Below are 23950 nucleotides of genomic sequence, written 5' to 3'. Positions count from 1 at the left end.
GAGAGCAGATTTTAGACATCAGATTCGTTTATTCTGACTCATTTGTCTATCGTCTAGTATCCAGACATAACAATCATCTTCATGGAATACGATGTTATTATCATTGGTTCGGGACCAGGTGGCTATACCGGTGCGATCCGTTGCGCCCAACTCGGACTTAAAACAGCCATCATCGAGAAATACGCCACGCTGGGTGGCACTTGCCTGAATGTTGGCTGCATTCCGTCGAAAGCGCTGCTTGACTCGTCGGAACATTTTTACAATGCTGCGCACACATTTGCCGAGCACGGCATTAAATTGACTGATTTGCAGGTCGATCTGGACCAGATGATCAAGCGGAAGCAGGAAGTTGTCGATGTGACAACGAAGGGCATTTCGTTCTTGATGAAGAAAAACAAGATAGATACCTTTTATGGCGTAGGCTCGTTCGTTGATCCGCATTCGATCAAAATTGCGAAATCCGACGGGTCTGAAGAAACGATCAAGGGGAAGAACATCGTGATTGCGACGGGTTCAAAACCAATGTCTTTTCCATCGATGCCGATCGATAAAAAACGCGTTATCACGTCTACCGAAGCCCTGAAACTTCAGGAAATCCCGAAACATCTGGTTGTCATCGGCGCGGGCGTGATCGGCGCTGAATTGGGGTCGGTCTATGCCCGGCTGGGTTCAAAGGTGTCGTTCGTTGAGTTTGCCGATTCAATGATTCCAACGATGGACAAGACACTGGGTAAAGAACTTCAGAAGGTCGTTAAAAAACTCGGCGCTGATTTTTACTTCAGTCACAAAGTCACGAAAGTCGAAAACACGGGCGACGAGGTGGTGGTGAGCATCGATAAACCCAAAGGCCGTGGCGACGAACCGGAGCAAATTACGCTGACTGCTGACTATTGCCTGGTTTCGGTTGGCCGTCGTGCCTATACTGATGGGTTGAACCTTGAAGCGGCTGGTCTGACAGCCGACGACCGGGGACGAATCGACGTAGACAATCACCTGCGTACGAGCGTTCCGCACATCTACGCCCTCGGCGACGTAATTCGGGGTGCGATGCTGGCGCACAAAGCGGAAGAAGAAGGTACATTTATTGCCGAAACCATTGTCGGTCAGAAACCGCATATTCACTACAAATTGATTCCGGGCGTTGTATACACATGGCCGGAAGTGGCTTCGGTGGGCTATACCGAAGAAGAAGTAAAACAGGAGAATATTCCCTACAAAGTCGGCTCCTTCCCATTCAAGGCCTTGGGCCGGGCGCGGGCGAGTATGGACATCGACGGACTGGTGAAAGTACTTGCGCACAAAGAAACCGACGAAATTCTGGGCGTTCACATGATTGGAGCTCGTGCTGCCGACATGATCGCCGAAGCCGTTACGGCTATGGAGTTCCGGGCCTCGGCAGAAGATGTCTCGCGGATGTCGCACGCGCACCCGACCTACACCGAAGCGTTTAAAGAAGCCTGTCTGGCCGCTACGGACAATCGGGCGATCAATATGTAACCCGGACTTTAGTCCGTGAATAATACCGTATACGGGCTAAACCGTGTTACGCAAGCCCGGTTGCTGGAAAGCAGCCGGGCTTTTCTGTATATTGCTTCCTTAACGAATACAACCGCCCAACCATGAAGAAACTGTTTACAGCTCTGTTGAGCCTGTCCGTTGCGTGTGCTTACGCTCAGGACGCCGACTCCGTCACCATTCGACGCATCTTCAACGAATCCCTCGCCAACGGTAAATCCTACGAATGGCTACGCCATCTGACCAAAAAAGTTGGTCCCCGCCTGAGTGGTTCGGAGGGGGCGCAAAAAGCCGTCGACTGGACGAAGCAGATCATGGAAGAGCAGGGATTCGATCGGGTCTTCTTGCAGGATGTGATGGTGCCGCACTGGGTACGGGGTGCCAAAGAAGAAGCGTTCATTCGGAATGGCAAGCAGAAAATCACAGTGCCCATTGCTGCTTTGGGTGGCTCCGTAGCGACCGCGCCCAAAGGGGTAGAAGCGGGCATCATCGAGGTCAAAAGTTTTCCGGAGTTGCGGGCTATGAGTCCCGATAAGGTCAAGGGAAAAATCGTGTTCTTCAACCGACCGATGGACCCGACCAAGATCAATACATTCGAAGCTTACGGTGGAGCAGTCGATCAACGGGCGAATGGGGCTACGGAAGCCGCCAAACTCGGTGCCGTAGGTGCTATTGTTCGGTCAATGACCAACGTACACGACGATTTTCCGCACGTAGGCGGTATGCGTTACGGGACTGGTGTTGCGCTGATTCCAACGGCGGCTATCAGTACCAACGGTGCCGATCTCCTGAGTAAATCGCTGGCCGAAAACCCAAACCTGACTTTTTACTTTAAACAAAATTGCGAAACACTCCCCGATGCCAAGTCGTACAACGTGGTTGGTGAAATAAAAGGGAGTGAGAAACCCGACGAAATAATCGTGGTCGGCGGTCACCTCGACTCGTGGGATCTGGCCGAAGGAGCGCACGACGATGGGGCGGGTTGCGTTCAGTCGATCGACGTGTTACGGATTATGAAAACGCTAGGCATCAAGCCGAAACATACCATTCGGGCGGTGATGTTTATGAACGAGGAGAATGGTTTGCGCGGTGGTGTCCAGTATGCCGATCAGGCGAAGAAAAACAACGAGAAGCACCTGGCAGCCGTCGAATCTGATAATGGCGGCTTCACTCCGCGCGGTTTTGGCATCGTGGGAACGCCGGAACAACGGGCAAAAGTAATGCCCTGGAAACCGTTGCTGGCCCCCTATGGCCTGACCGATATTGGCGCAGGTAGCGGTGGCGCTGACATTGGGCCGCTCGCTCAGTTGGGCACGGTATTGTTCGGGTTTAAACCCGACTCACAGCGTTATTTTGACTACCACCATACAACCGCCGATCGTTTCGAAACAGTCAGCCAGCGCGAACTTGAACTCGGTACCGCATCGATGGCGGCCCTGATCTATTTGCTGGATCAACATGGATTGTAAGCTTCGTTGGCCATTGAAAAGATGTAAAATGGGCTAAATGGCTTGTTAACCCATTTCCGGCGACTGAATGGGTATAAATTATCTGTTCAGTAGCTTTTAAACTAATAGTGACTTTTGTGATTGCTACCGTAGCTATGTAACAATACTTGATTACTTGGTACAATAAGGTGTTCTCAGTGTATACTTTTCAGTGTGTTTCCTTCTAACAGATTAGATCATGAAACTTAGGCACATCATCCCTGTAGCTTTAACAGCTTGCTCTTTTCTGCACTTAACCGCCTGTCACAAAGCAGGTTGGGAAATTACTACACCTAGGCCCTTAGAAATAGTAATCAACGAGAAACCCCATCATACAATCAAACCGCTCATTTTAGTGGATGGCACTGAAATAGAGAACGTCACAAAAGGTACGCTTAACCCTGACGATATAGAAAGTGTCAGTGTCTTACAATCTAACTCAGCCAACAATCTAGTTGATATGTATGGGCCCAAAGCGAAAGATGGCGTAATTCTGGTAAGCACGAAGGCAAAAAGATGAACGCGTTATCCTTACAACGTCAATGCTTGTTCGCTCCGACTTAAGATTGCATCACGTTAAAAGGCGATTTATGAGCTTAGTAGATATACATTTTCAAGCTAAAATCTACTTCAACACATATGGATTTAAAAAGAAAATCCAACCCTGTATCGACTTTTACAACAGCCACTTATCCGCACACTGCTCATCTCTACTATACGCTAAAATGCTTCGCCGGTAAGAATATAGAATCCCAGCCCTTCGCGGGTAACGCCAACGTCGGCACGCAGGAAAACGTCTTTCTTTTTGAAGAGCAGGTACCGCACTCCGCCCCCACCCGTCGGCAATAAGTTACCAAGTTGAATTTGCCCCGGCGACGATCCGACTGTACCAACGGCGGCAAAGACGGCCGCGCCAAACCGGCGACTAAACGAGAACGGCAACCATCGGTACTCAACCTGCGTGGCAACATAGGCTTTGTCCCGATAGCGTCCCGGATAATAACCCCGCATAATGATCTCACTCCCCAATAGCGCCATCTGGTTGAAGGGCACATCACCATTGGTCAGCACACCGTAGGCTTGCCAGGCAAGTACCTGGTTGGGCCGCACGGTTTTGAACAGACGAACATCGAGCGACACATTGGAAAACGAAAGGGCCTTTTTGCCCACCAGCCCGTAGTTCAGATAAGCCAGTTCGGCGAAGGCACCCCGACGGGCGTTGAGCACATTCGGTCGGCTATCGTAGACGAATCCCGCGCCAAATCCCAGATTTGTAGTACCCTCACTGCCCACTGGCAACGTGTGGGGCATCGCTTCCGGCTGATTAAATTCAACCCGACTCAACTGTTGATAATCAATCTCGATACCACCGAAGAAATTGGGCGCGATTCGGCGCATGGCCCGCTCCCGAAGCTGAATCGAGAAGGCGTCGATGGTAGCCGGGTTATCCGGTTTAGTTTCCGGGCCAATGCCGTAGTACAACAGAGGAAACCGCTGAAGTCGGCCCCGACCCAGAAAAAACCAGCGGTCTCGGTCACCGTAGATCGTGTGGTCGATATTCAGGCCGTATTGCCCACGCAGCGTCACAAAACTGAACGCCTGAATTTCGCTGAGCCGATTATTTTTCACGTCGTTGTTGGCGTGGTAGAGATACAACGCCGAAGCCCCGATTTCAAGACTAGTTTCGGGCGCGTAGCTCAGCGTCGGGTAGAACGAAACATGGGGGTTCGATGAAGAGGTCGTATCGTTGAAGAAGCGATTGAACAACCGCTTGGCAGCGTTCTGGGCAAACAACGGACTGGATGATACCAGCAATAAGCCCATCCACCATACTGTACCTACCAGGCAGCCCTGTTTTATGTTGCGCATAAGAACTAGACATTGTCATATCCATCGTGCGGCAATGGATCGATCAACTGATTCTACTAGTCTTACATACTGCGGGCTACAATAGTTTTCAAGTATTAAAATAAGATTAAAACAAGGGTAGTTCAGTCATCCATGATCATTATAAATTCTTATTGATTACTTTCCGCGCTTCGTCAAAATCACCGGGCAAAGCAGCGTTTCGTTTCTCAATTTTCCCGACCCGATTGATGACCGTAGCCGACATGTCATTATCCGGGCGTAGTCGATCAACAGCGTCGAAAAGCTGGGCATCTGTCAAGAGCAGGTGATCGCCGGACAGGTTGTAGCGGGTAGCCATTTCGGGCCATAGCGACTTATCGGTTCCTGACATTGGCACATAAATCAGAGCGAAATCACGGGAGCTGTATGAATTCCTTAATCGTTGCGCATCGAGCGCAGCCTGCCGACCTGCTTCATCCGTAGGCGATGTGAGCAGCAGGTAGATGACCTTCCCCCGGTTCGCATTGATGACCTGATCGAGCAGCGATGACCCGTTTCCCAGATCATCACGCGTAACGAATACGCCCGGCGAAATTTCCAGGCTCGTTGCTTTTCGACCGGCCTGCCGCAAGGTTTGCATGGCCGACCGAATGCGGATACTGTCCTTCACCTCGAGTCGATATAACTCGTCAAGTGATTGTTCCAGAGCTGGTTCTTTCACCTGTGGCCGGGCGTAACTATATAGCAAACGCGAATAGTCGAGTGTCAGTCCCGGTAATGACGTTGCCAGCCAGTACGCAGCCAAATAGTTGACGGCTGAACTATCGTACTGCCGGACACTACGCTGAATCAACGTCTCGTAATTTACCAGTCGCTGAAGCGTATCGGGATTTCGCTTCACGAGGCCATCAAAGAACCGTAAGTCCGACGCACGGGCCGAATTGCTCAATGCATAATCACTCAGTCGAAGGCGCTCATCAGCGGTCAGGTTCTTGCCATAACGTTCGAGCAGAATCGCCAATGCCCGAACCGTCAGCCCATTGGTACGGCTATTGCCCGCTTGTACTGTGATCCGCTGGGTAACGTAATTGGCAAACCGATTCATGGCCGAAGCCCGAGCAGCCGTCAACAACTGATCATTGGCCGGTCGCAACGAATCGTCCAGCGTTTTCGTCAATTCGTCGTTTTCAAAGGTGGCCTTGTCATACAGGAAAGCGGCTGCGTTGTAGCGGTTGGCCGAACCAACCCAGCGCGTCAACAGCGGAAATGGTTTCTCTTTGGCCGCAAAAGCCACCAAGGGTGCCTGATAGGCGCTGGAAAGGCTTTTATACGCAGCATCGTCGCCCATGCCATTGATCCGATCCGACAGTTTTTTGCCGTCTGGCTTGTTGGGATAAGTAGCTTCAAATGCTTTATAGCGGGCGAATTGCTGATTCACCTGCGCATTAACGCCACCAAATTTAAAGGGAACGGCTACCGTGAACAGCGAGTCAGCATCCAGCTCAATAGTTAGTGTACCGGCTGAGGTCAGGAACGCCGTTGAGATGCGACCGTAGGTAAAATACATTTCCTCCTGGGTATAAATCAGCGGCATCGACACCCGAAATGTACCGTCTACGTTCAGCGGTGCCGAACGAAATAACTCGCGGCTAGCCTGAAGGATGTTGTTGCGACTGACAAGAACCGTTGGCGATTCACGGTACAAACGAGCCGACAAATGGCGAATGCGCCCCGTTACGATCACGGAATCGGCACGATCCGACTGAGCATTAGCAAAAACGGGGACTACACAGCAAGCGATAAATAGCAGAACAACAACGAGATGACAGGGGTTTTTCATTACTTCAGTACGAACAAGATAAAGCAATAACTAACGGAACCCCCAAAATGTCAACGTCTGGCAAAAAAATGATAAATCCTTACTTCGTTTTTATACCATGATACTGCTCTTCTTCCTGATAGTCAGTTCGTAATGGATGACCAACCCAATCGGTGGGCAGCAAAATACGACGCAGATCAGGATGGCCATCAAATCGAATCCCTACGAGATCGAAGGCTTCGCGCTCATGCCAGTCGGCCGTTCGCCAGATATGGGCAATACTCGGAACGGACGGTAACTGACTGCTGCCGGTCGTACGGGACACACTAACTTTCAGCATCAGATTATGCTCGTACGGAATGGAGGTCAGGTTATAGATAACGTCCATCGTGTTCGTTTCCGGCCCATTGTCTATAGCCGTAACGCAGGCCAACAGATCGAAAAAGAGTCGGTCATCGTCCCGCAGAAACTGGCAAATGGCTACCAACTGACCGGTCGGAACAGTCAGAGACGGTTGTAAGCCCTGCGTATTAGCTTCCAGTTCCGGACCAAATTCGGCCGTCAGAATGGTGGTTAGTTCAAGAAATGTCATTAAAAGTCAAACGGATTTTACCGATCCCAGATCGTGTTTCGACAATGGTTGAGCGTCAACTGGCTTCGTCATCAACTAAATGCTATAACGAGAATGACTGTTTCAAAATTCTGAGAAGTAATGGCAAAGGTCCCTAAATGGCTTATTCCATCACCTTTTTCCTGAACGGATGGGATTAAAATAAACCATCAACCCTACCAACCCTCAGCGGCTAACACGGGTCTTGATTAAAAAAGATCACCAATGAAGCGCTTCTGCCCTTTATGCCTACTTTGGATGCTCACTTCGTTGTATAGCTGCGACAAAAGTACGCCCACGAGTTCAGATTGCCCTAACGGGAGTTCATTTGTCAAAAAAGTGGAAAATGCCACTGGTCGGGTTTTCTTCGACTCTACAGAGACTACATTTATGATCTTAGTGCCGAACAGCTTTGATTCCCACGATGTCGGCTTTGTTTGTTCGCTGGACACTGCGTTTCAAAAGCCAGGACTAACCGTTACATTCAGCGGTCGCTACTACGGGTACGATAAGGCATTGTCACGCTTTGCTGGAGATCGGTTTTATTTCTTATCGGTAGATTCTATTTCACGTTAACGAATACGATTGTCATTGTGCAGTTGCTTCTTCTGTAGGAATCTATCAAAAAGTCACGAAGCCCTAAGCCAGCCAGGCCAGCCATTGCATCCAGTTTTCGATCCAGAATAAAAATTTAGTAGCAAATTTGGCCGCTGGGGCCGATGATGGCTGAAGCGTCAGACTGTTATTATTTAAATCGGTATCCATGTAGATTTTCTGCTTGGGGTCCACCTTTGCCCATACGACCTTTGCTTTCTCCGAGAGGGTGAACTGCCGCTGACGAGCTTTTCCATCCCAGAACAGCATCAGTTCTTTCCCATTATCAAAGTGGACCAGCACATCGACCGGCATTTTACCATCGCCATTTCGCTGCACCGTTACGACGGCCTGCTGCTGACTACCTCGACCCCGATTTTTCAGGGCAATTAATTCATAATCAACCACATTATCGCCGTAGAGCACCTGATCAAAAAACCAGTTCATATAGGGGCCATACTTGCTGCCAAGGCGTTTGGCGACAATCTCGTTAACAATGTTGATAAAGCTATCCGCATTGGGGTGTTTGAATTTCCAGCGAATGAAGTACGTCTGCATGATCTCGTCCAGCGCCGGTCGTCCGATCAACCCTTCCAGCGTTTTCAGCCAGGTTGCCGTTTTGGAATATGTCAGAACACCATACTGGCCATCGGGCAGTTGCCACGTATTGCCGAACGAGGAGCCAATGGCCGGATTATCCTGATGTACGTACTCGTCGCGGGAGGTTTCCATGTCACCCTGTTTGAATCCCAACAGGTCATACTGCGACGACCGGACACCATACGTTTCGTCCATGACCCGGCCTTCATAGTATTGATTAAAGCCTTCATCGAGCCACGCTTCTTCGAATTCGTTGGAAGCTAACAGCTGCATAAAGTACTGATGCCCAAATTCGTGCACCGTCACCATTTCTGGAAACCGGGCGCCAGCAGGCAAAAACCAGGCCGACCCCGCCGTAATGAATGTCGGGTACTCCATGCCAAACGAACCGCTGGCGTGTAGGGGTGGGTCAACAATCGTCAAGTTGGGGAATGGGTACTTACCCAGATGTTTATCAAAATACGCCAATGCGGCTTTGGCGGCATGCAGATACCGCTGAGCCTGATGAGCGTGCTCCGGCTGCATGGCGAGTTCGATCTTAACATCTCCACCCGATGGCCGTTTCCAGGCATCGTTCACCACCTGAAAACGCGGTGAAGCGGTCCAGGCGAAATCGACCACATCTTCGGCATGATAACGAACCGTCTTTAAGCCGCTCGGCGTTATTTTCTCCGACTGATACAGTCCCGTCGCACTGACCCAGTACTCTTTGGGAACCGTCATAGCCACGTCATAAACGCCATAGTCGGCGTAAAATTCCGAATGCGCATGAAACTGGTGACAGTTCCACTGACCCTGTTTGGCATAGCGAGTCCCGGCGGGTTCATACACGCCGATTTTCGGGAACCACTGCCCGACCAGAAAGAAATCTCGGCTAAAACCCGTGCGGGCGAAGATCTTGGGCAGCTTGGCTCGAAACGAAATGTCCAGCGCAATGGTCTCACCCGGACCAATCGGCTTGCTCAGCGGTACCCGGATAACCGTATGATCGTCTTTATTCTGTGGATCATCGGGCTGAATAAACTGGTACGCCAACGCTTCACCCCCGCGCACCTTCATCGACACGATATCGATGGACCCATACGGATTTTCTTTCGCATTCCGGTCGATCTGATCACCCCGCAGCTGCCCACCCGACTCACGCATGAACGTTGACTTCTCATTCCGGAACGCATTCAGGTAAAGATGAAACTGCAACTCCCGAATAACGTCTGTCGATGCGTTACGCCATGTCAGTGTCTCTTGGCCGTCGATCTTTTTCGTGGCGGGGTCCAGTTTAACGTCGATCTGGTAATTAGCCAGTCGTGGGCTAAGCGGTATGGCAAACGTGGGTTTGGCGGTCTGCGCAAATCCGCTCAGAGCCACCCCGCACAGAGCCAGACCGATAATAAGTCGTTTCATCAGGCGAGTACATAAAGGTTGGTGACTGCAATCCTTGATCACCAACCGATCAGCATGGGAATCATCAAATATAGCGGTTAATCGCACCTGAAAATCGGATTCTGTTCCCTATCCGCGCATCTTTGACGACATACAACTGCCCGGAACCCTTCACGGAACCCAATATCCCCATCAATCATAAAAACTTTTGCCTTGTATTTCGTTACTTTGCTGCCGGTTCGCCAATCGGCCTAACGACTTGGTAGTCATGGTCGAAAAAATTGGCTTTTTTGTTGTTAACCCTTCTTACTTTCTGCGATGAGTACCATTCAAAGCATTCATGCCCGACAAATTCTGGATTCACGAGGCAACCCGACCGTTGAAGTAGACGTTCGGACAGAAAACGGATATCTGGGTCGTGCGGCTGTACCATCAGGTGCATCTACCGGCTCCCATGAGGCTGTCGAACTCCGCGACGACGATCCAAAAATATACGTTGGTAAAGGTGTCCTGAAAGCCGTATCGAACGTTAATGACCTTATTTTCCCTGAACTGGTTGGTATTTCGGTTTACGAGCAGAGCATGATCGACAAGGTTATGCTTGAACTGGATGGCACGTCAAACAAGGGCCGACTGGGCGCTAACGCGATTCTGGGCGTATCGATGGCCGTAGCAAAAGCAGCCGCCCAAGAAGCCGGTATGCCGTTGTATCGGTATGTTGGTGGTGTGAACGCAAATACGCTGCCCGTTCCGATGATGAACATCCTGAATGGTGGTTCACATGCCGACAACTCAATTGATTTTCAAGAGTTTATGGTTATGCCCGCCAATGCGCCGAGTTTCTCGGAAGCGCTGCGCTGGGGCACCGAAATCTTCCATACGCTCAAGAAAGTGCTGAAAGGCATGGGTCTGGCGACCAACGTGGGTGACGAAGGTGGCTTTGCTCCGAACATCAAGTCGAACGAAGAGGCTATCCAGACGATTCTGCAAGCTATTGAGAAAGCGGGTTACCGCCCCGGTGAAGACGTTTGGATTGCGATGGATGCCGCTTCGTCGGAATTCTATAACGCTGAAGAAGGCGTTTATCACTTCAAAAAATCGACCGGTGATAAACTGACGTCGTCTGAAATGGCCGGTTACTGGAAGGATTGGGTGAGCAAATATCCGATCCTGTCTATCGAAGATGGTATGGCCGAAGACGATTGGGCGGGCTGGAAAGCGCACACCGATGCCTTGGCGGGTACAAAAACCCAACTTGTCGGCGACGACCTGTTCGTAACCAACGTAACGCGTCTACAGGAAGGTATCGACAAAGGTATTGCCAATGCCATTCTGGTGAAGGTGAACCAGATCGGTTCGCTGACCGAAACGATCGATACGGTAAATCTGGCGAAACGCAACGCGTACAAAAACATTATGTCGCACCGTTCCGGCGAAACCGAAGATGCAACCATCGCTGATCTGGCTGTAGCCCTAAACACGGGTCAGATCAAAACGGGTTCGGCTTCCCGTTCTGACCGGATGGCGAAATACAACCAGCTGCTCCGTATTGAAGAAGAATTAGGCGAAACGGCTTACTTCCCTGGCTTGAAGTTTTAATCAATAATGACGGGTCAATGATGCGTTATGGGCTACATGCTTGAAAAATCATCCATAATTCATCATTGATCCGTTCTATTCTACCGGAATCCGGTCATCCCTATGCTCAATCGTCTCTTGCACTACCTTCGTAATTTTTACGTCGCTACTGGCCTGGGGTTATTGGTGTGGATGACGTTTTTTGACGCGAACGACCTCCCAATGCAGATTCGCAACTGGTGGAAACTCCGCGAACAGGAAGCGGAAGCGACATTTTACCAGACTCAGATTCAGCAGGTACAGACTGAACGTCGGGAAGTATTGGGCAATGATCAGCTCCGCGAAAAATTTGCGCGGGAGAAGTACCTGATGAAAAAGCCTACCGAAGACATTTTTGTGATTGTAGACGAGAAAAATGGTCCGATAGAATAACGACGAATGATCCGATAGATTAATTTATTGGCAATTCGTCATCAGCGACCCGGTCATCTTGTATGGTAAACGTTCTCTTCGTTTGTTACGGCAACATCTGCCGATCACCGGTGGCAGAAGGCGTATTCAGAACGCTGGTTGCTGAGTACGGATTGAGCGACCAGATAGCCTGTGATTCCTCAGGCACCGCGTCGTTTCATATCGGTCAGTTGCCCGACCGCCGAACCCGGGAAAATGCCCTTGAGCACGGCCTGACACTCACGCATCGTGCCCGACGCCTGACGGGCGATGATTTGGCTCACTTTCAGTACTTCGTGGCCATGGATGAACAGAATCTGGAAGCCATTGAGAAACTAAATTATCGTAGCACGGGTCTGCACACAAATGACACGATCTTTCTGCTACGCGAATTCGATCCCGACGTCAGCGACGACCCAAACGTACCCGACCCGTATTACGAAGGTCCAGAGGTATTCGAAGCCGTTTATCAAATTACGCTCCGTTGCTGCCGTCAACTGCTTATCTACTTAATTCAACAGCATAATCTTACAGCGCAAACGAGTAAAACGATGAACGAGTAATTGGCATCTGTCATTTACTCGTTCATCGTTTTGCTGTTCCGACACTATGAATAAGAAAGTCATTCTCATCATTCTCGACGGTTGGGGCATTCCCCTCAAACCTGACGTTTCAGCTATTGAATCGGCCAGTACGCCTTTCATGAATTCGCTGTATCCCAAGTATCCAAATAGCAAGCTGGAGGCATCCGGTCTGGCCGTTGGCTTACCGGCGGGGCAGATGGGCAACTCCGAAGTCGGCCATATGAATCTCGGTGCTGGCCGGGTCGTTTATCAGGATCTCGTTAAGGTCAATAAAGCGGTTGACGAACATACGCTCGATCATGAGCCCGTACTGGTTGATGCCCTTACTTATGCGAAAACGCAGGGCAAAAAGGTCCATTTTATTGGTCTGGTTTCTGACGGTGGCGTTCACGCCCACATCGACCACGTGAAGGGACTGCTTTCGATTGCCCAGGCGCACGGCCTGACGGATGTATTTGTCCATGCCTTCACGGATGGACGCGACACCGATCCCAAAGGTGGCGTCGGTTACCTGACCGATCTTCAGGCGCACATGACTGCCACAACGGGTAAAATTGCCAGTGTGATTGGCCGCTATTATGCAATGGACCGCGACAATCGCTGGGAACGTGTTAAGGTTGCGTATGATGCTATGGTGCATGGTACTGGTCTGCTGACCCAGGATCCGATCGGTGCCTTACAAGCCTCCTACGACGCCGACGTTACCGACGAGTTCGTGAAACCGATCATTACCGCGCACGAAGACGGTTCGCCGATAGCGGTTATCGACGAGGACGATGTGGTTCTGTGCTTCAATTTCCGCACCGACCGTGGCCGCGAAATTACGCAGGCACTGACACAGAAGGACTTCCCCGAACAGGGCATGAAAAAACTGTCGCTGAACTACATCACCATGACCAATTACGACAATGACTTTGTTGGCGTAAGCGTCATTTTCGACAAGGATAATCTGGAAAAAACACTGGGTGAAGTCATAGCCTCTGTGGATCGTAAACAGATCCGGATTGCCGAAACCGAAAAATACCCGCACGTAACCTTCTTCTTCTCGGGTGGTCGTGAGGAACCGTTTGCGGGCGAAAAACGGCTTCTGTGCCCATCGCCCAAGGAAATGGTCATTTACGACGAGCAGGGTCTGGCAACAACGATACCGGTGAAGACCTACGACCAGAAACCGGAAATGGCCGCGTTCGACATCCGCGATGCCATTCTTCCAGAATTGCTGAGTGAAGAGCCGGATTTCATTTGTCTGAACTTTGCCAACACGGATATGGTCGGTCACACGGGCGTATTTTCTGCGGTGATCAAAGCGGCCGAAACCGCCGATGCTTGTGCCAAAGCGGTTACGGAAGCAGCTCTCGAGCACGGATACGCAACGATCATCATCGCTGACCACGGCAATGCCGAGTATATGCGGAATGAAGACGGCTCGCCAAACACCGCGCACACGACCAATCTGGTGCCCTGCATTTTGGTAGACAACGACTACCATCCAACGCTGAATGACGGAAAACTGGCGGACATTGCCCCAACGATCCTGCAACTGATGGGTATCCCCCAGCCGCCAGAAATGACGGGCGTTAGTTTGATTGCCTCAGCCTAGTATGTTGGCCGGACATTGTTCTTGGTGTTTATCCAGACTAGTTGCGTCCATCCACTGGCTTCGCCGTCTCCTGACTAGAATGCTGAAACAAAAAAGCCGACCTCAGTGATTGAGGTCGGCTTTTTTGTGCATTTGTATGATTCTACATTTCCAGTAACAACCGGGCCGGATCTTCCAGAATCTGCTTCACCCGAACGAGGAAGCTAACTGATTCTTTACCATCGATGATGCGGTGATCGTATGACAGGGCCACGTACATGATGGGCCGAACCACAATCTCGCCATTGACTACAACAGGCCGCTCAACGATGTTGTGCATACCCAGAATGGCCGACTGTGGTGCGTTTATGATCGGGGTCGATAGCATTGACCCAAATGTACCACCATTCGTGATGGTGAACGTGCCACCCGTCATCTGATCGATAGTCAGCTTATTGTCACGGGCCAGACCAGCCAACCGGACAATTTCTTTCTCAATCTGGGCAAAGCTCAACGTTTCGGCGTTCCGGATAACGGGAACAACCAGACCCCGCTCGGTCGAAACGGCGATCGACACGTCGCAGAAATCGTTATAGATAATGCTATCTCCGTCGATCTGAGCGTTCACGGCGGGGAAGTCTTTCAGCGCGGCACAGATCGCCTTCGTGAAGAACGACATGAAGCCAAGCCCTACGCCGTGTTTCTCCTTGAATTTGTCTTTGTACTTGTTCCGCAGATCCATCACCGGCTTCATGTCGACCTCGTTGAAGGTCGTCAGCATCGCCGTTTCGTTTTTCACCGCTACCAGTCGACGGGCAATTGTCCGGCGAAGCGACGTCATTTTTTCGCGACGCTGACCCCGTTCACCAGCAACAGCCGGAGCAGACGCGGGCGCTGCCGGTTTAGCCGCTGGTTGTGCCTGTGGTGCAGGCGCAGCCGGTTGCGCCGGAGCAGGTGCGGGCGACGCTTTCAGGGCATCTTCTTTCGTAAGACGTCCACCAACGCCGGTACCCTGAACCTGTTGGGTTTTTATTCCTTTTTCGTCCAGAATTTTGGCGGCAGCTGGTGATGGGTAGTGAGCCGCATACCCGTTCTGACTATTGCCGTTGTTGGCAGCTTCAGTAGGCTGGGCTTGTGGAGCGGGGGCAGCTGGTTGTGGTGTAGCAGCTGGCTGTGCGGCTGCCGCTCCTGTTTCAATCTTTGCGATCAACGCTCCGATTGGCAGCGTTTCCCCGGCCTGAGCAACAATCCGGAGTACACCAGCCGCTTCAGCGGGCAGTTCGAACGTGGCTTTGTCAGACTCCAGTTCGCACAGCACTTCGTCGAGAGCAACCTGATCTCCGTCTTTTTTACTCCACGAAGCAATGGTCACTTCCGTAACGGATTCGCCAACCGCCGGAACTTTCATTTCGATCACGTTACCACCCGGAGTAGCAGCGGGTGCCGGAGCAGGTTCGGCGGCTGGTTGCGGAGCTGGGGTTGATTCAGCTGCCGGAGCGGCAGGTTTAGGCGCTTCAGCTTTGGCCGGTTCGGGTGAAGGTGCCGCACTGGGGGCACTACCCTCACTGTCAATCGTGCAGATGCTGGCGCCAATTGGCAACACATCACCTTCCTGTGCCAGGATGTGAAGGACACCATCGGCTTCGGCCGTTAACTCAAACGTAGCTTTATCGGAATCGAGTCCACAGAGAACATCGTCCATCTTTACCTGGTCACCTTCTTTCTTGTACCAGGTGCCAACAGTAACTTCGGTAATGGATTCCCCCACGGGAGGAATTTTCATATCAACGGCCATTTTTCTATAGTTTGTGGTTTGGGTTCGCAGTTTACAGGATAACGCTCTCTTTTACCAGAACATCATCCTATAAACGACAAGCAACAAACTCCTTGTTATTCAAACGCTCGCCGAACGATGTCGGCTTGTTCCTGGGTATGTATTTTGGGATAACCCGTTGCTGGCGACGCGGCAGCTTTACGCGAAATAATCGGCAGGTGAATGCCCATGCGAAGCAGGTAGGTCCAGTAACCCATGTTCTCGGGTTCTTCCTGTACCCAGAATAGCTTCGCGTCTTTATATCGCGCCAATACAGCGTCCAGCTGCTTTTTAGGCAGCGGAGCCAGCTGTTCCAGTCGAACAATGGCTACATCATCGCGCTGATCAGCCTGCTGTTTATCGAGCAGATCGTAATACACTTTACCCGTACATAACAGTACGCGTTTCACTTTTTCAGCCTGTGCGTAGCTGTCATCAAGTACTTCCTGGAAGAGGCCGTTGGTCAACTCATCGACAGGTGATACACACTTAGGATGACGTAGCAACGACTTGGGCGACATAATCACCAGTGGTTTACGGAACTCCCATGCCAACTGGCGACGCATCAGGTGAAAGAAGTTAGCGGGTGTCGTGATGTTGGCAACCACCATGTTATACTCCGCGTAGAGCTGCAAATATCGTTCAGGACGCGCGTTGGAGTGTTCCGGACCCTGTCCTTCGTAGCCATGGGGCAGCAACAGCGTTACGCCGTTTTGAATGCCCCACTTCGATTCGGCAGCCGCAATGAACTGATCGATGATCAACTGGGCACCGTTCGAAAAATCACCGAACTGAGCCTCCCAAATTACCAGCGCGTGGGGGTTTGCCATGGCGTAACCATATTCAAAGCCCAGTACACCGTACTCCGACAGAAGCGAGTTATAAATCTGGAATTTCTGCTGTCCTTCCTCAATGAAGTCGAGCGACGAATACGACTGGTTCGTTTCGGAATCGTGCAACACCGCGTGACGGTGCGAGAACGTGCCACGCTGTACATCCTGACCACTCAACCGAACCGGTTTACCATCGAGCAGTAACGAGCCATAGGCCAGCAGCTCAGCGGTTCCCCAGTTCACCAGTTTGGTGTCGGTAAGCATAGCCTGCCGGTCTTTCAGCAACTTGTCAATCTGCTTAAGCGGCTTGAAGCCTTCCGGCAGTTTCACCAGCGCCTTGCCAATTTTTTCCAGCATTTCAGCCGAAATTTTCGTTTCGGGCGACTGGTCAAAATCGACGGGTTCACTGAACCGAAGTTCGGCCCAGTCGAGATCAAGACGAAGTGGTTTATAGGGAATTTCGGCTTTCTGCTTCACCCGGTCGAGCCGGTCCTGCAACTGCTTCTTGAATTCCGTATCCATGCGCGTTGCCAGTTCAGCGTCTACATCGCCCCGCTCAATGAGCAGATCTTTGTAGAGTTCACGTGGGTTCGCGTGTTTCTCGATGATATTGTACATCGTTGGCTGCGTGAACTTCGGTTCGTCGGCCTCATTGTGACCGTAACGCCGGTAGCAGACCATATCGATAAACACGTCCCGCTTGAACTTCTCGCGGAATTCAACCGCCAGTTTAGCGCAGAAGATCACCGCTTCCGGATCATCACCGTTTACGTGAAAAATCGGTGCGTCAATGATTTTAGCGACATCAGAACAGTAGATCGACGAACGGGCGTCGTCAAAGTCCGTTGTAAAGCCGATCTGGTTGTTGATCACAAAATGGACCGTGCCGCCGGTTTGGTAACCAGCCAGCTTGGCCATCTGGGTCACTTCATAAACAATACCCTGCCCTGCCACAGCAGCATCGCCATGAATCAGGATCGGCATGATCTTCGTGAAGTCGCCGTTGTATTCTTCATCAGCCTGCGCCCGCACGAATCCTTCCACAACAGGATTGACCGCTTCAAGGTGCGACGGGTTAGGTGCCAGTTTTACGCTGATCTGTTTCCCTGATTTGGTTTCGATCAGGCTTGAATAGCCAAGGTGATATTTAACGTCACCGTCGCCATGAACCTGCTCGGGAACATTGCCTTCAAAACCGTCAAAGATAGATTCGTACGACTTACCCAGAATGTTAGCCAGTACGTTCAATCGTCCCCGGTGAGCCATACCGATCATCACTTCCTCAACGCCCATGCTGGCCGCCTGGCTAATGATCGTGTCCAGCGCCGGAATCGTCACTTCGCCCCCTTCCAGCGAAAAGCGTTTCTGACCCAGGTATTTTGTCGCCAGAAAGTTTTCGAAAACGGTAGCTTCGTTCAGTTTTTCGAGGATACGTTTTTTCTCATCGAGAGAAGGCGTGAACACAAGCGCTTCTTTTTCGATTTTGTTACGCAACCAGTTTTTAACGTCCAGTTCGCGGATGTACATGTATTCGAAGCCGATATCACCCGCATAAATCTTCCGAAGCGACTCCATGATAACCCGCAGGGTAGCGGGTCCGATGCCCAATAATTTCCCCGATTCAAACACGGTATCCAGATCCGCATCCGACAGGGCATAATCGGGCAGATCGACGCGTGGCTGCCGGTCTTTACGCGCTTTGAGTGGGTTTGTTTTGGCTAATAGGTGACCACGTGACCGATAGGCTTTGATCAGACTGGCTACCGAAACCTCTTTCTCGGCATGGCTGGCGTCAACCGGTTTTGCCGAAGCGTCGGGTTTCGTGGTTGTTTGTCCATTACCATTGGCAGAAGCACCATTGGTTTTACCCGATCCACCATTGTGGCCGGCGTCTTCGCCGTAGGTCAATGAAAATTCAAATCCTTTGAAGAATTGTTGCCAGCTTTCGTCAACTGCCTGAGGGTCTTGCTTATAAGACTGATAGAGTTGATCCACGTAAGCCGCGTCGGAATTGGCGATATATGAGTACTGATCCATGACGGGGGCGCGTCGTTGTTTTGACCCGCAAAGGTAACGTATCGGCCAAACAGTTAGCCCGAAAATTTTTGGTTTTTATTCTATACCTCCGCTGGTAACGACGCCCTTAGGTTGATAACAGCATTCGTGATTGTTTAGTTGACAATTATCTTCCTGCCCAGTGTCGCGAGCACCCGCACAGACCATCAAAGAGCAGGTCGTCTTCAGGCTCTGCGCGTAGTGATGCGTATCACTCTTTTTCAGCTATTTCGGCAACACTGTTCGCTCCTGACACAATTCGATCAGGACACCATTAGTGCCTTTTGGGTGCAGAAAGCATACCAGCTTATTATCGGCTCCTGCTTTAGGCTTCTCACTCAGAAGCGTAAATCCTTCGGCTGCCAGCCGACTCATTTCGGCCTCAATGTCGTCGACTTCAAAGGCAATGTGGTGTATTCCCTCCCCTTTTTTCTCCAGGAATTTAGCAATGGGACTAGCCGCATCGGTTGCTTCGAGCAATTCGATTTTGGTCTGATTGACCCGAAAGAAAGACGTAGTAACTCCCTCCGCTTCGACTGTTTCGGCTTTATAGGGCTGACTGTTAAGCAGTTTGGCAAATAGCGCATTCGACGCGGCAATGTCGCGTACGGCAATGCCAATGTGTTCGACGTTAGTGAGCATGAGTAGACAGAACTTTTCCGATTGGCAGAAAGTTACTACAATAGCATTAATTCGCGTCAATTCCGATTCCATTACAACTATGGTTACCGTCTCAGAAATCGCCAAAAACAAGATTATCGAACTACGCCACAAAGATGGCCTTGCCGAAGAGTATGCTATCCGCGTAGGTGTACAGGGTGGAGGTTGTTCGGGATTGATGTACGATCTGCAATTTGACGCGACCCAGCAGCCAACCGATCATATCGTTGAAGACAAAGGCATAAAGATTCTCATCGACCGCAAAAGTTTGCTGTACCTCGCCGGTACGGAACTTGACTTTTCGGACGGACTCAATGGTAAAGGCTTTCAGTTCAAAAATCCAAATGCCTCGCGCACGTGTGGCTGTGGTGAAAGTTTCGCCGTATGATTTCACCGGAGGTGTTTACAGGTACGAAACGAAAGAAGCCAACCGTAGCAAGGTTGGCTTCTTTTGTTTCGTACCTTCCTGCATAAACGCTTCCATGATCAATTCTGTGAAAATCAGCGCCAATCCGATAAATCCAGCAAATCCCGGTTTCAGATGACAGCCAAACCCGTCAATTATTCACGCACCACACTCACGGAATTGATGATTCCGGCCTATGCTAACTTTGGTGGCAAAATTCACGGTGGCACCTTGCTGTCACTGATGGATAAAGTTGCCTACGCTTGTGCGGCCAAACATGCCAGACAGTATTGCGTGACGGTTTTGGTCGATGGTGTCAACTTTCGGCAGCCCGTCGAAGTTGGCGAGCTGGTCTCGTTGCTGGCGTCGGTCAATTATGTTGGCCGGACTTCGCTGGTGGTAGGCATCAAGGTTATTGCCGAGAATGTGAAACTGGGCACGGTGAAACATACGAACACCAGCTACTTTACGATGGTGGCCAAAGACGACAACGACCAACCGACCGAAGTGCCTCCCCTCCTGCTCGAAACACCCGCTGATGTCCGTCGCTTCCTAGAAGCGATGAAGCGTAAAGAACTGCGGGCAGCTTTCAGCGAGAATTTTGACAACGCCCGGACGCATATACTCCTCGACGAAAACATCGATAAACTTACCCGCGAACGTTGCCAGTTGACGGATGAGTTACGGGATTTACTCTAGCGATTTACGGATGCCTGGAGCCTCGTCAGTTTTTGTGGGTCAAGTTTTACTAGTCATACACATACTCCCACCAAAGCATATTTTCGACGCGGTCAAACAGAACGAACCTGTTCTTTTCCAGCACTTTCTGCGAGGCTACGTTTTCCGTTTCGGTATCCGCAACAACACGTCGGATACCCGGTTGCTGTCCTGCCCAGCTCACCAGACCACCAACCATTTCGCTCATGTACCCGTTTCGACGGAGTGCCGGATATGTGCCGTACCCAATTTCGACGGTCTCGGTTTCATCAGGCTCCCCCTTGAATTTAGCTTCGGCCACGAACTGCTGCGTTTGCCGGTCGATAGCCAGCCACATTGTATGATAAAGCGGATCATTGGCCGGGTTCTGCAAACGTGGAATCGCAAAATAGGTAATGATGCTCAACAGCGGTTCGATCACTTGTCGATGCCCTTTCTTCAGACCAAATACGGCCTCTAACTGATGACGGTCCGCCACATGCAGACGCAGCTGATCAAGCGTCAAGGGTACAAGTGTCAGGCGTTTAGTTTCAATCATAACGGTTGTTCTACTGCTTCACTCAAATAACTCAGTATACTCTCGCACAGCGCCCACAGGGGTTAATTAATGAGGGCAAAACTACCCTGAACACAAGCCATTTCCAACCTTTACACCCTTTGCTGGCTGGGCTGCAAACTTTACCTCGGGACGCGTCTCCTGTCGACAGAAAGCTGCCCCAAGTGGAGCGCAATTATGAATGAAAATCTATCATGTCTTGAGTCGCTACAGTTAGCCAAGCCCAAACGTCTTTATAAACTTCGTCAGACTTAAATCCCATTTCGGTTTCGTCCCAAAGTACCAGCTTTTTATCATGCTTCAAACTCCAGCATACTATATCGTCGTTGTCCAACCGAATTGCAAAAGGGACTATTTGCTTTTGGGCATACCGACTGTTGTATGCTAATAGTTGTTCGCCTGTAAGCACCTTCCAAGGCTTAATATTTAACAGACCTAATTTCAATAGAACTAGAACCGACTCTGGATATTCAAACCATTCGGGCGTTACGCTTGTGGGTAAAAGTTGTTCTTCCATGTATAAAATTACACTGCCACCAAGATGCTGACTAATGAGTTTCCGGATTCCTCTCTCGGCGGTTCTTGTGTCAACCGCAAACTGCCCAACGAGCCAAAACCACTCTGCCACGAGATGCGCAATCTGTCGCATACAACCCGCCGAACACGCTTTTTTATTACTGTTGTGTCCACCCAACGTTTCGGATTGCGCCAAACACGACAATCCAGTCCTTTTTCCACAGACGCATTCGTGCAAAGCTACCCACGACCAGGTTGGCCGACTGGTCCACTACTGTAGATCCCGCTCCGAGATCTTCCCGGTCTGTTTGTCTTTCAGAATCACTTTATGGCGACCATCGTGCGTCACTTCTTCCTTGATCAGGTAATGTTGCTCGTCGTAGTCAACCAGCGTTGTCTGCTGCGTCAATCCTTCCTGCCCACGCCAGACTGGCAAGATTACCTTTTCCCACTGTTTCGTTTCCGCTGATTTGTAGGCGGCATCCAGCACCGCGTTTACCACGTAGCCATCGTAGAAGGTTTCGGTGGGTTCACGCCCTTCTTCCTGCGACTTGAACATATCAGTAAACATGTGATTGTAGCCCAGATCATTTACTTCGTCCCCCACCGGAAACAGCCAACCCGTGGTCGATTCGGCTTTTTCGGCTACATAATTGTCCCCTTTACCGTCGGCGTTCTGACCGTCGGAACGCCGACCGGTCGTAAACATTTCGAAACCAGTTCGTAGGAAGTTGTTGATCCAGATCGTGCCTTCGGTTCCCATCACCTCATCGCGCAGATCCATACCACCCCGGAACGTCCAGCTCACCTCAAACTGCCCGATAGCCCCATTTTCGTATTTCACCAGCGCAATGGCATGGTCTTCAGCATCGATCGGTTTTACCTGCGTGGCCGCCCAGCACATTACCTCAACCGGCTTCACATCTTTGCCGATGAAACTGCGGGCAATTTCGACGCAATGACAACCCAGATCGAGCATACAGCCACCACCAGCCTGTTCTTTATCCCAGAACCAGTCGGAGTGCGGACCGGGGTGCGTTTCGCGCGACTTCGCCCAAAGAATACGACCCAATGCGCCGTTCTTCACGCTATCCAATGCTTTCAGGAACTTTGGCGTATAACACAGATCTTCCAGATACCCGGCAAAAATACCGGCTTCTTCGACCGTTTTCATCATACGCAACGCTTCTTCCGCCGTGCGGCCAAGGGGCTTGGTGCACACCACCGATTTCTTGTGTTTCGCGCATAGGTTGACCGCCGTTTCGTGAATGTTGTTAGGCAGCGCAATACATACCATATCGACGTCGGGATGGGCAATCACCGCTTCCATATCAGTTGACGCGAAGTCGCAGCCGTAATCAGCAGCAAATTTTTTCGCCGTTTCGTCCCGGCGGGCATAAATGGCGACGACTTTATCGCGGCTGCGCTGGCCGTGGATGGATTCGGCGTAGAAGCGGCCAATGAAGCCACCACCAAGCATAGCAATACGTTGCATAAGCGTTCAGATAAAGGGTTAATCCGTACTTTCGCAGAAAGGTAAAATTTCCCACCGATTACTTTCGCGCATGGCCGATTTTTTCGACATCAATACGATTTTTTTTACGCTGTGGGACTACCCCATGAGCTACCTGGAGTTCTTTGGCGCAGTCATTGGTGCCGTAGCTGTCTGGCTATCAGCACTAGCCAACATCTGGAGCTGGCCCATCGGTGCCGTCAGTGTTTTCCTTTTCTTCTTCCTGTTTTATCAGGTTCAGTTGTACCCGGATATGTTTCTACAGGTATTTTTTCTGATCATGAACCTACAGGGGTGGTGGCGCTGGACTCATCCGAAACAAAATGAGGCAAACAACGATCAGGAATTGCGCATCAGCCGGATGCCGACCCGACAATTTGTCGTCTGGACACTCTCTGGCCTAGTCGCAACGGTACTGCTCGGGACCTTCGCCAGCAATCTGCACGATTGGTTTCCGGTACTGTTCAGCAAACCTAGCGCCTTTCCGTACCTGGATTCATTCACAACCGTGATGAGTGTTGTCGCCACATTTCTAATGATCGAAAAACGCGTCGAATGCTGGTATGTCTGGCTGGGTGTCGATGCTATCCTGACGTACATGTATTTTGTAAAAGGGGTGAAATTTGTTGGCATTGAATATTTTGTGTTTTGCTTCATTGCGGCTGTTGGCGCCTGGCACTGGACGCAGGAATACCGAAGCTATAAACCACGAACGGTCTGAAAAGGAGGCCGATTCAGGGCCGATATGTATCTAGTACGGGGACGATCGTTACACTAATAAACTCGATTATTTTTAATCAGTCGAATCACAAACGTCTCGTATACCGATCGGCGTTA

20 protein-coding genes are annotated in these 23950 nt (G+C 50.7%); 10 read left to right on the top strand and 10 right to left on the bottom strand.

Translation table 11 applies throughout. The annotated features are described in order from the left end of the window. The first annotated feature begins 81 nt into the window (after positions 1-81). The 3 genes from lpdA to GK091_RS07260 all read left to right on the top strand — a co-directional run bounded on the left by lpdA (position 82) and on the right by GK091_RS07260 (position 3522). Entirely contained in the window at positions 82-1497 is a 1416-nt protein-coding gene (lpdA, locus tag GK091_RS07270) for a dihydrolipoyl dehydrogenase (protein ID WP_164035925.1), read from the top strand. Between the two features lie 122 nt (positions 1498-1619). After that, on the top strand, positions 1620-2984 hold the full coding sequence (locus GK091_RS07265; RefSeq protein WP_164035924.1) for a M28 family peptidase: 1365 nt from the start codon (positions 1620-1622) through the stop codon (positions 2982-2984). Between the two features lie 217 nt (positions 2985-3201). Then, a complete protein-coding gene (locus GK091_RS07260; RefSeq protein WP_164035923.1) occupies positions 3202-3522 on the top strand; it encodes a hypothetical protein in 321 nt (106 codons plus the stop codon). Positions 3523-3722: 200 nt separating this feature from the next. Here the strand turns inward: GK091_RS07260 and GK091_RS07255 are convergent, their stop codons facing one another. The 4 genes from GK091_RS07255 to GK091_RS07240 form a co-directional block, all read right to left on the bottom strand. Then, a complete protein-coding gene (locus tag GK091_RS07255; protein ID WP_164035922.1) occupies positions 3723-4871 on the bottom strand; it encodes a BamA/TamA family outer membrane protein in 1149 nt (382 codons plus the stop codon). Between the two features lie 139 nt (positions 4872-5010). Next, positions 5011-6690 (bottom strand): hypothetical protein, encoded by a 1680-nt coding sequence (locus GK091_RS07250; protein ID WP_164035921.1) that lies wholly within the window; start codon positions 6688-6690, stop codon positions 5011-5013. Positions 6691-6769: 79 nt separating this feature from the next. Further along, a complete protein-coding gene (locus tag GK091_RS07245) occupies positions 6770-7261 on the bottom strand; it encodes an NADH-quinone oxidoreductase subunit C (protein WP_164035920.1) in 492 nt (163 codons plus the stop codon). Between the two features lie 657 nt (positions 7262-7918). Beyond that, positions 7919-9874, bottom strand: coding sequence for a M1 family metallopeptidase (locus tag GK091_RS07240; RefSeq protein WP_164035919.1), 1956 nt, complete (start codon positions 9872-9874; stop codon positions 7919-7921). Between the two features lie 297 nt (positions 9875-10171). Here GK091_RS07240 and eno point away from each other — a divergent pair, with 297 nt between their 5' ends. From eno to gpmI, 4 genes are all read left to right on the top strand, one after another. Beyond that, positions 10172-11452 carry a phosphopyruvate hydratase gene (eno, locus tag GK091_RS07235; protein WP_164035918.1) on the top strand — a complete coding sequence of 427 codons (1281 nt, stop codon included), beginning with the start codon at positions 10172-10174 and terminating at the stop codon, positions 11450-11452. Positions 11453-11554: 102 nt separating this feature from the next. Then, entirely contained in the window at positions 11555-11863 is a 309-nt protein-coding gene (locus GK091_RS07230; RefSeq protein ID WP_164035917.1) for an FtsB family cell division protein, read from the top strand. Between the two features lie 62 nt (positions 11864-11925). Further along, complete coding sequence (locus tag GK091_RS07225) at positions 11926-12444, top strand: low molecular weight protein-tyrosine-phosphatase (RefSeq protein WP_164035916.1); 519 nt, start codon at positions 11926-11928, stop codon at positions 12442-12444. Between the two features lie 46 nt (positions 12445-12490). Further along, on the top strand, positions 12491-14065 hold the full coding sequence (gene gpmI / locus GK091_RS07220; RefSeq protein ID WP_164035915.1) for a 2,3-bisphosphoglycerate-independent phosphoglycerate mutase: 1575 nt from the start codon (positions 12491-12493) through the stop codon (positions 14063-14065). A gap of 142 nt (positions 14066-14207) precedes the next feature. Here gpmI and odhB read toward each other — a convergent pair whose 3' ends face one another. The 3 genes from odhB to mce form a co-directional block, all read right to left on the bottom strand. After that, on the bottom strand, positions 14208-15839 hold the full coding sequence (odhB, locus tag GK091_RS07215; protein WP_164035914.1) for a 2-oxoglutarate dehydrogenase complex dihydrolipoyllysine-residue succinyltransferase: 1632 nt from the start codon (positions 15837-15839) through the stop codon (positions 14208-14210). A gap of 95 nt (positions 15840-15934) precedes the next feature. Next, complete coding sequence (locus GK091_RS07210; RefSeq protein WP_164035913.1) at positions 15935-18727, bottom strand: 2-oxoglutarate dehydrogenase E1 component; 2793 nt, start codon at positions 18725-18727, stop codon at positions 15935-15937. Positions 18728-18970: 243 nt separating this feature from the next. Continuing rightward, positions 18971-19387, bottom strand: a complete 417-nt coding sequence (mce, locus tag GK091_RS07205) for a methylmalonyl-CoA epimerase (RefSeq protein WP_164035912.1) — start codon at positions 19385-19387, stop codon at positions 18971-18973. A 79-nt stretch (positions 19388-19466) separates the two neighbouring features. Between mce and GK091_RS07200 the strand changes: the two genes are divergently transcribed. Continuing rightward, complete coding sequence (locus GK091_RS07200) at positions 19467-19793, top strand: HesB/IscA family protein (protein ID WP_164035911.1); 327 nt, start codon at positions 19467-19469, stop codon at positions 19791-19793. Between the two features lie 153 nt (positions 19794-19946). After that, complete coding sequence (locus tag GK091_RS07195; protein WP_164035910.1) at positions 19947-20510, top strand: acyl-CoA thioesterase; 564 nt, start codon at positions 19947-19949, stop codon at positions 20508-20510. Between the two features lie 49 nt (positions 20511-20559). Here GK091_RS07195 and GK091_RS07190 read toward each other — a convergent pair whose 3' ends face one another. The 3 genes from GK091_RS07190 to GK091_RS07180 all read right to left on the bottom strand — a co-directional run bounded on the left by GK091_RS07190 (position 20560) and on the right by GK091_RS07180 (position 23095). Beyond that, positions 20560-21066, bottom strand: coding sequence for a GNAT family N-acetyltransferase (locus GK091_RS07190; protein ID WP_164035909.1), 507 nt, complete (start codon positions 21064-21066; stop codon positions 20560-20562). A 193-nt stretch (positions 21067-21259) separates the two neighbouring features. Continuing rightward, positions 21260-21733: a hypothetical protein gene (locus GK091_RS07185; RefSeq protein ID WP_164035908.1), complete on the bottom strand. Its 474-nt coding sequence runs from the start codon at positions 21731-21733 to the stop codon at positions 21260-21262. Between the two features lie 138 nt (positions 21734-21871). Beyond that, entirely contained in the window at positions 21872-23095 is a 1224-nt protein-coding gene (locus GK091_RS07180) for a Gfo/Idh/MocA family protein (protein ID WP_164035907.1), read from the bottom strand. Positions 23096-23165: 70 nt separating this feature from the next. Between GK091_RS07180 and pnuC the strand changes: the two genes are divergently transcribed. After that, the gene (pnuC, locus tag GK091_RS07175) at positions 23166-23834 is read left to right on the top strand and encodes a nicotinamide riboside transporter PnuC (protein ID WP_164035906.1); all 669 of its coding nucleotides are present in this window, start codon (positions 23166-23168) and stop codon (positions 23832-23834) included. Positions 23835-23950 lie beyond the last annotated feature (116 nt).

The organism is Spirosoma agri, from assembly GCF_010747415.1.
GTDB lineage: Bacteria > Bacteroidota > Bacteroidia > Cytophagales > Spirosomataceae > Spirosoma > Spirosoma agri.
Note: the sequence above shows the minus strand (reverse complement) of the source record. Positions and strands in the feature narration are given on the sequence as shown.

Excerpts from the sequence above, each read along its gene's own strand:
- GK091_RS07185 (WP_164035908.1), bottom strand. The coding sequence starts at position 21,733 with ATGCGACAGATTGCGCATCTCGTGGCAGAGTGGTTTTGGCTCGTTGGG.
- odhB (WP_164035914.1), bottom strand. The coding sequence starts at position 15,839 with ATGGCCGTTGATATGAAAATTCCTCCCGTGGGGGAATCCATTACCGAA.
- mce (WP_164035912.1), bottom strand. The coding sequence starts at position 19,387 with ATGCTCACTAACGTCGAACACATTGGCATTGCCGTACGCGACATTGCC.
- GK091_RS07265 (WP_164035924.1), top strand. The coding sequence starts at position 1,620 with ATGAAGAAACTGTTTACAGCTCTGTTGAGCCTGTCCGTTGCGTGTGCT.
- GK091_RS07210 (WP_164035913.1), bottom strand. The coding sequence starts at position 18,727 with ATGGATCAGTACTCATATATCGCCAATTCCGACGCGGCTTACGTGGAT.
- lpdA (WP_164035925.1), top strand. The coding sequence starts at position 82 with ATGGAATACGATGTTATTATCATTGGTTCGGGACCAGGTGGCTATACC.
- gpmI (WP_164035915.1), top strand. The coding sequence starts at position 12,491 with ATGAATAAGAAAGTCATTCTCATCATTCTCGACGGTTGGGGCATTCCC.
- GK091_RS07245 (WP_164035920.1), bottom strand. The coding sequence starts at position 7,261 with ATGACATTTCTTGAACTAACCACCATTCTGACGGCCGAATTTGGTCCG.
- eno (WP_164035918.1), top strand. The coding sequence starts at position 10,172 with ATGAGTACCATTCAAAGCATTCATGCCCGACAAATTCTGGATTCACGA.
- GK091_RS07230 (WP_164035917.1), top strand. The coding sequence starts at position 11,555 with ATGCTCAATCGTCTCTTGCACTACCTTCGTAATTTTTACGTCGCTACT.
- GK091_RS07255 (WP_164035922.1), bottom strand. The coding sequence starts at position 4,871 with ATGCGCAACATAAAACAGGGCTGCCTGGTAGGTACAGTATGGTGGATG.
- GK091_RS07200 (WP_164035911.1), top strand. The coding sequence starts at position 19,467 with ATGGTTACCGTCTCAGAAATCGCCAAAAACAAGATTATCGAACTACGC.
- GK091_RS07195 (WP_164035910.1), top strand. The coding sequence starts at position 19,947 with ATGACAGCCAAACCCGTCAATTATTCACGCACCACACTCACGGAATTG.
- GK091_RS07190 (WP_164035909.1), bottom strand. The coding sequence starts at position 21,066 with ATGATTGAAACTAAACGCCTGACACTTGTACCCTTGACGCTTGATCAG.
- GK091_RS07260 (WP_164035923.1), top strand. The coding sequence starts at position 3,202 with ATGAAACTTAGGCACATCATCCCTGTAGCTTTAACAGCTTGCTCTTTT.
- GK091_RS07180 (WP_164035907.1), bottom strand. The coding sequence starts at position 23,095 with ATGCAACGTATTGCTATGCTTGGTGGTGGCTTCATTGGCCGCTTCTAC.
- GK091_RS07250 (WP_164035921.1), bottom strand. The coding sequence starts at position 6,690 with ATGAAAAACCCCTGTCATCTCGTTGTTGTTCTGCTATTTATCGCTTGC.
- GK091_RS07225 (WP_164035916.1), top strand. The coding sequence starts at position 11,926 with ATGGTAAACGTTCTCTTCGTTTGTTACGGCAACATCTGCCGATCACCG.
- pnuC (WP_164035906.1), top strand. The coding sequence starts at position 23,166 with ATGGCCGATTTTTTCGACATCAATACGATTTTTTTTACGCTGTGGGAC.
- GK091_RS07240 (WP_164035919.1), bottom strand. The coding sequence starts at position 9,874 with ATGAAACGACTTATTATCGGTCTGGCTCTGTGCGGGGTGGCTCTGAGC.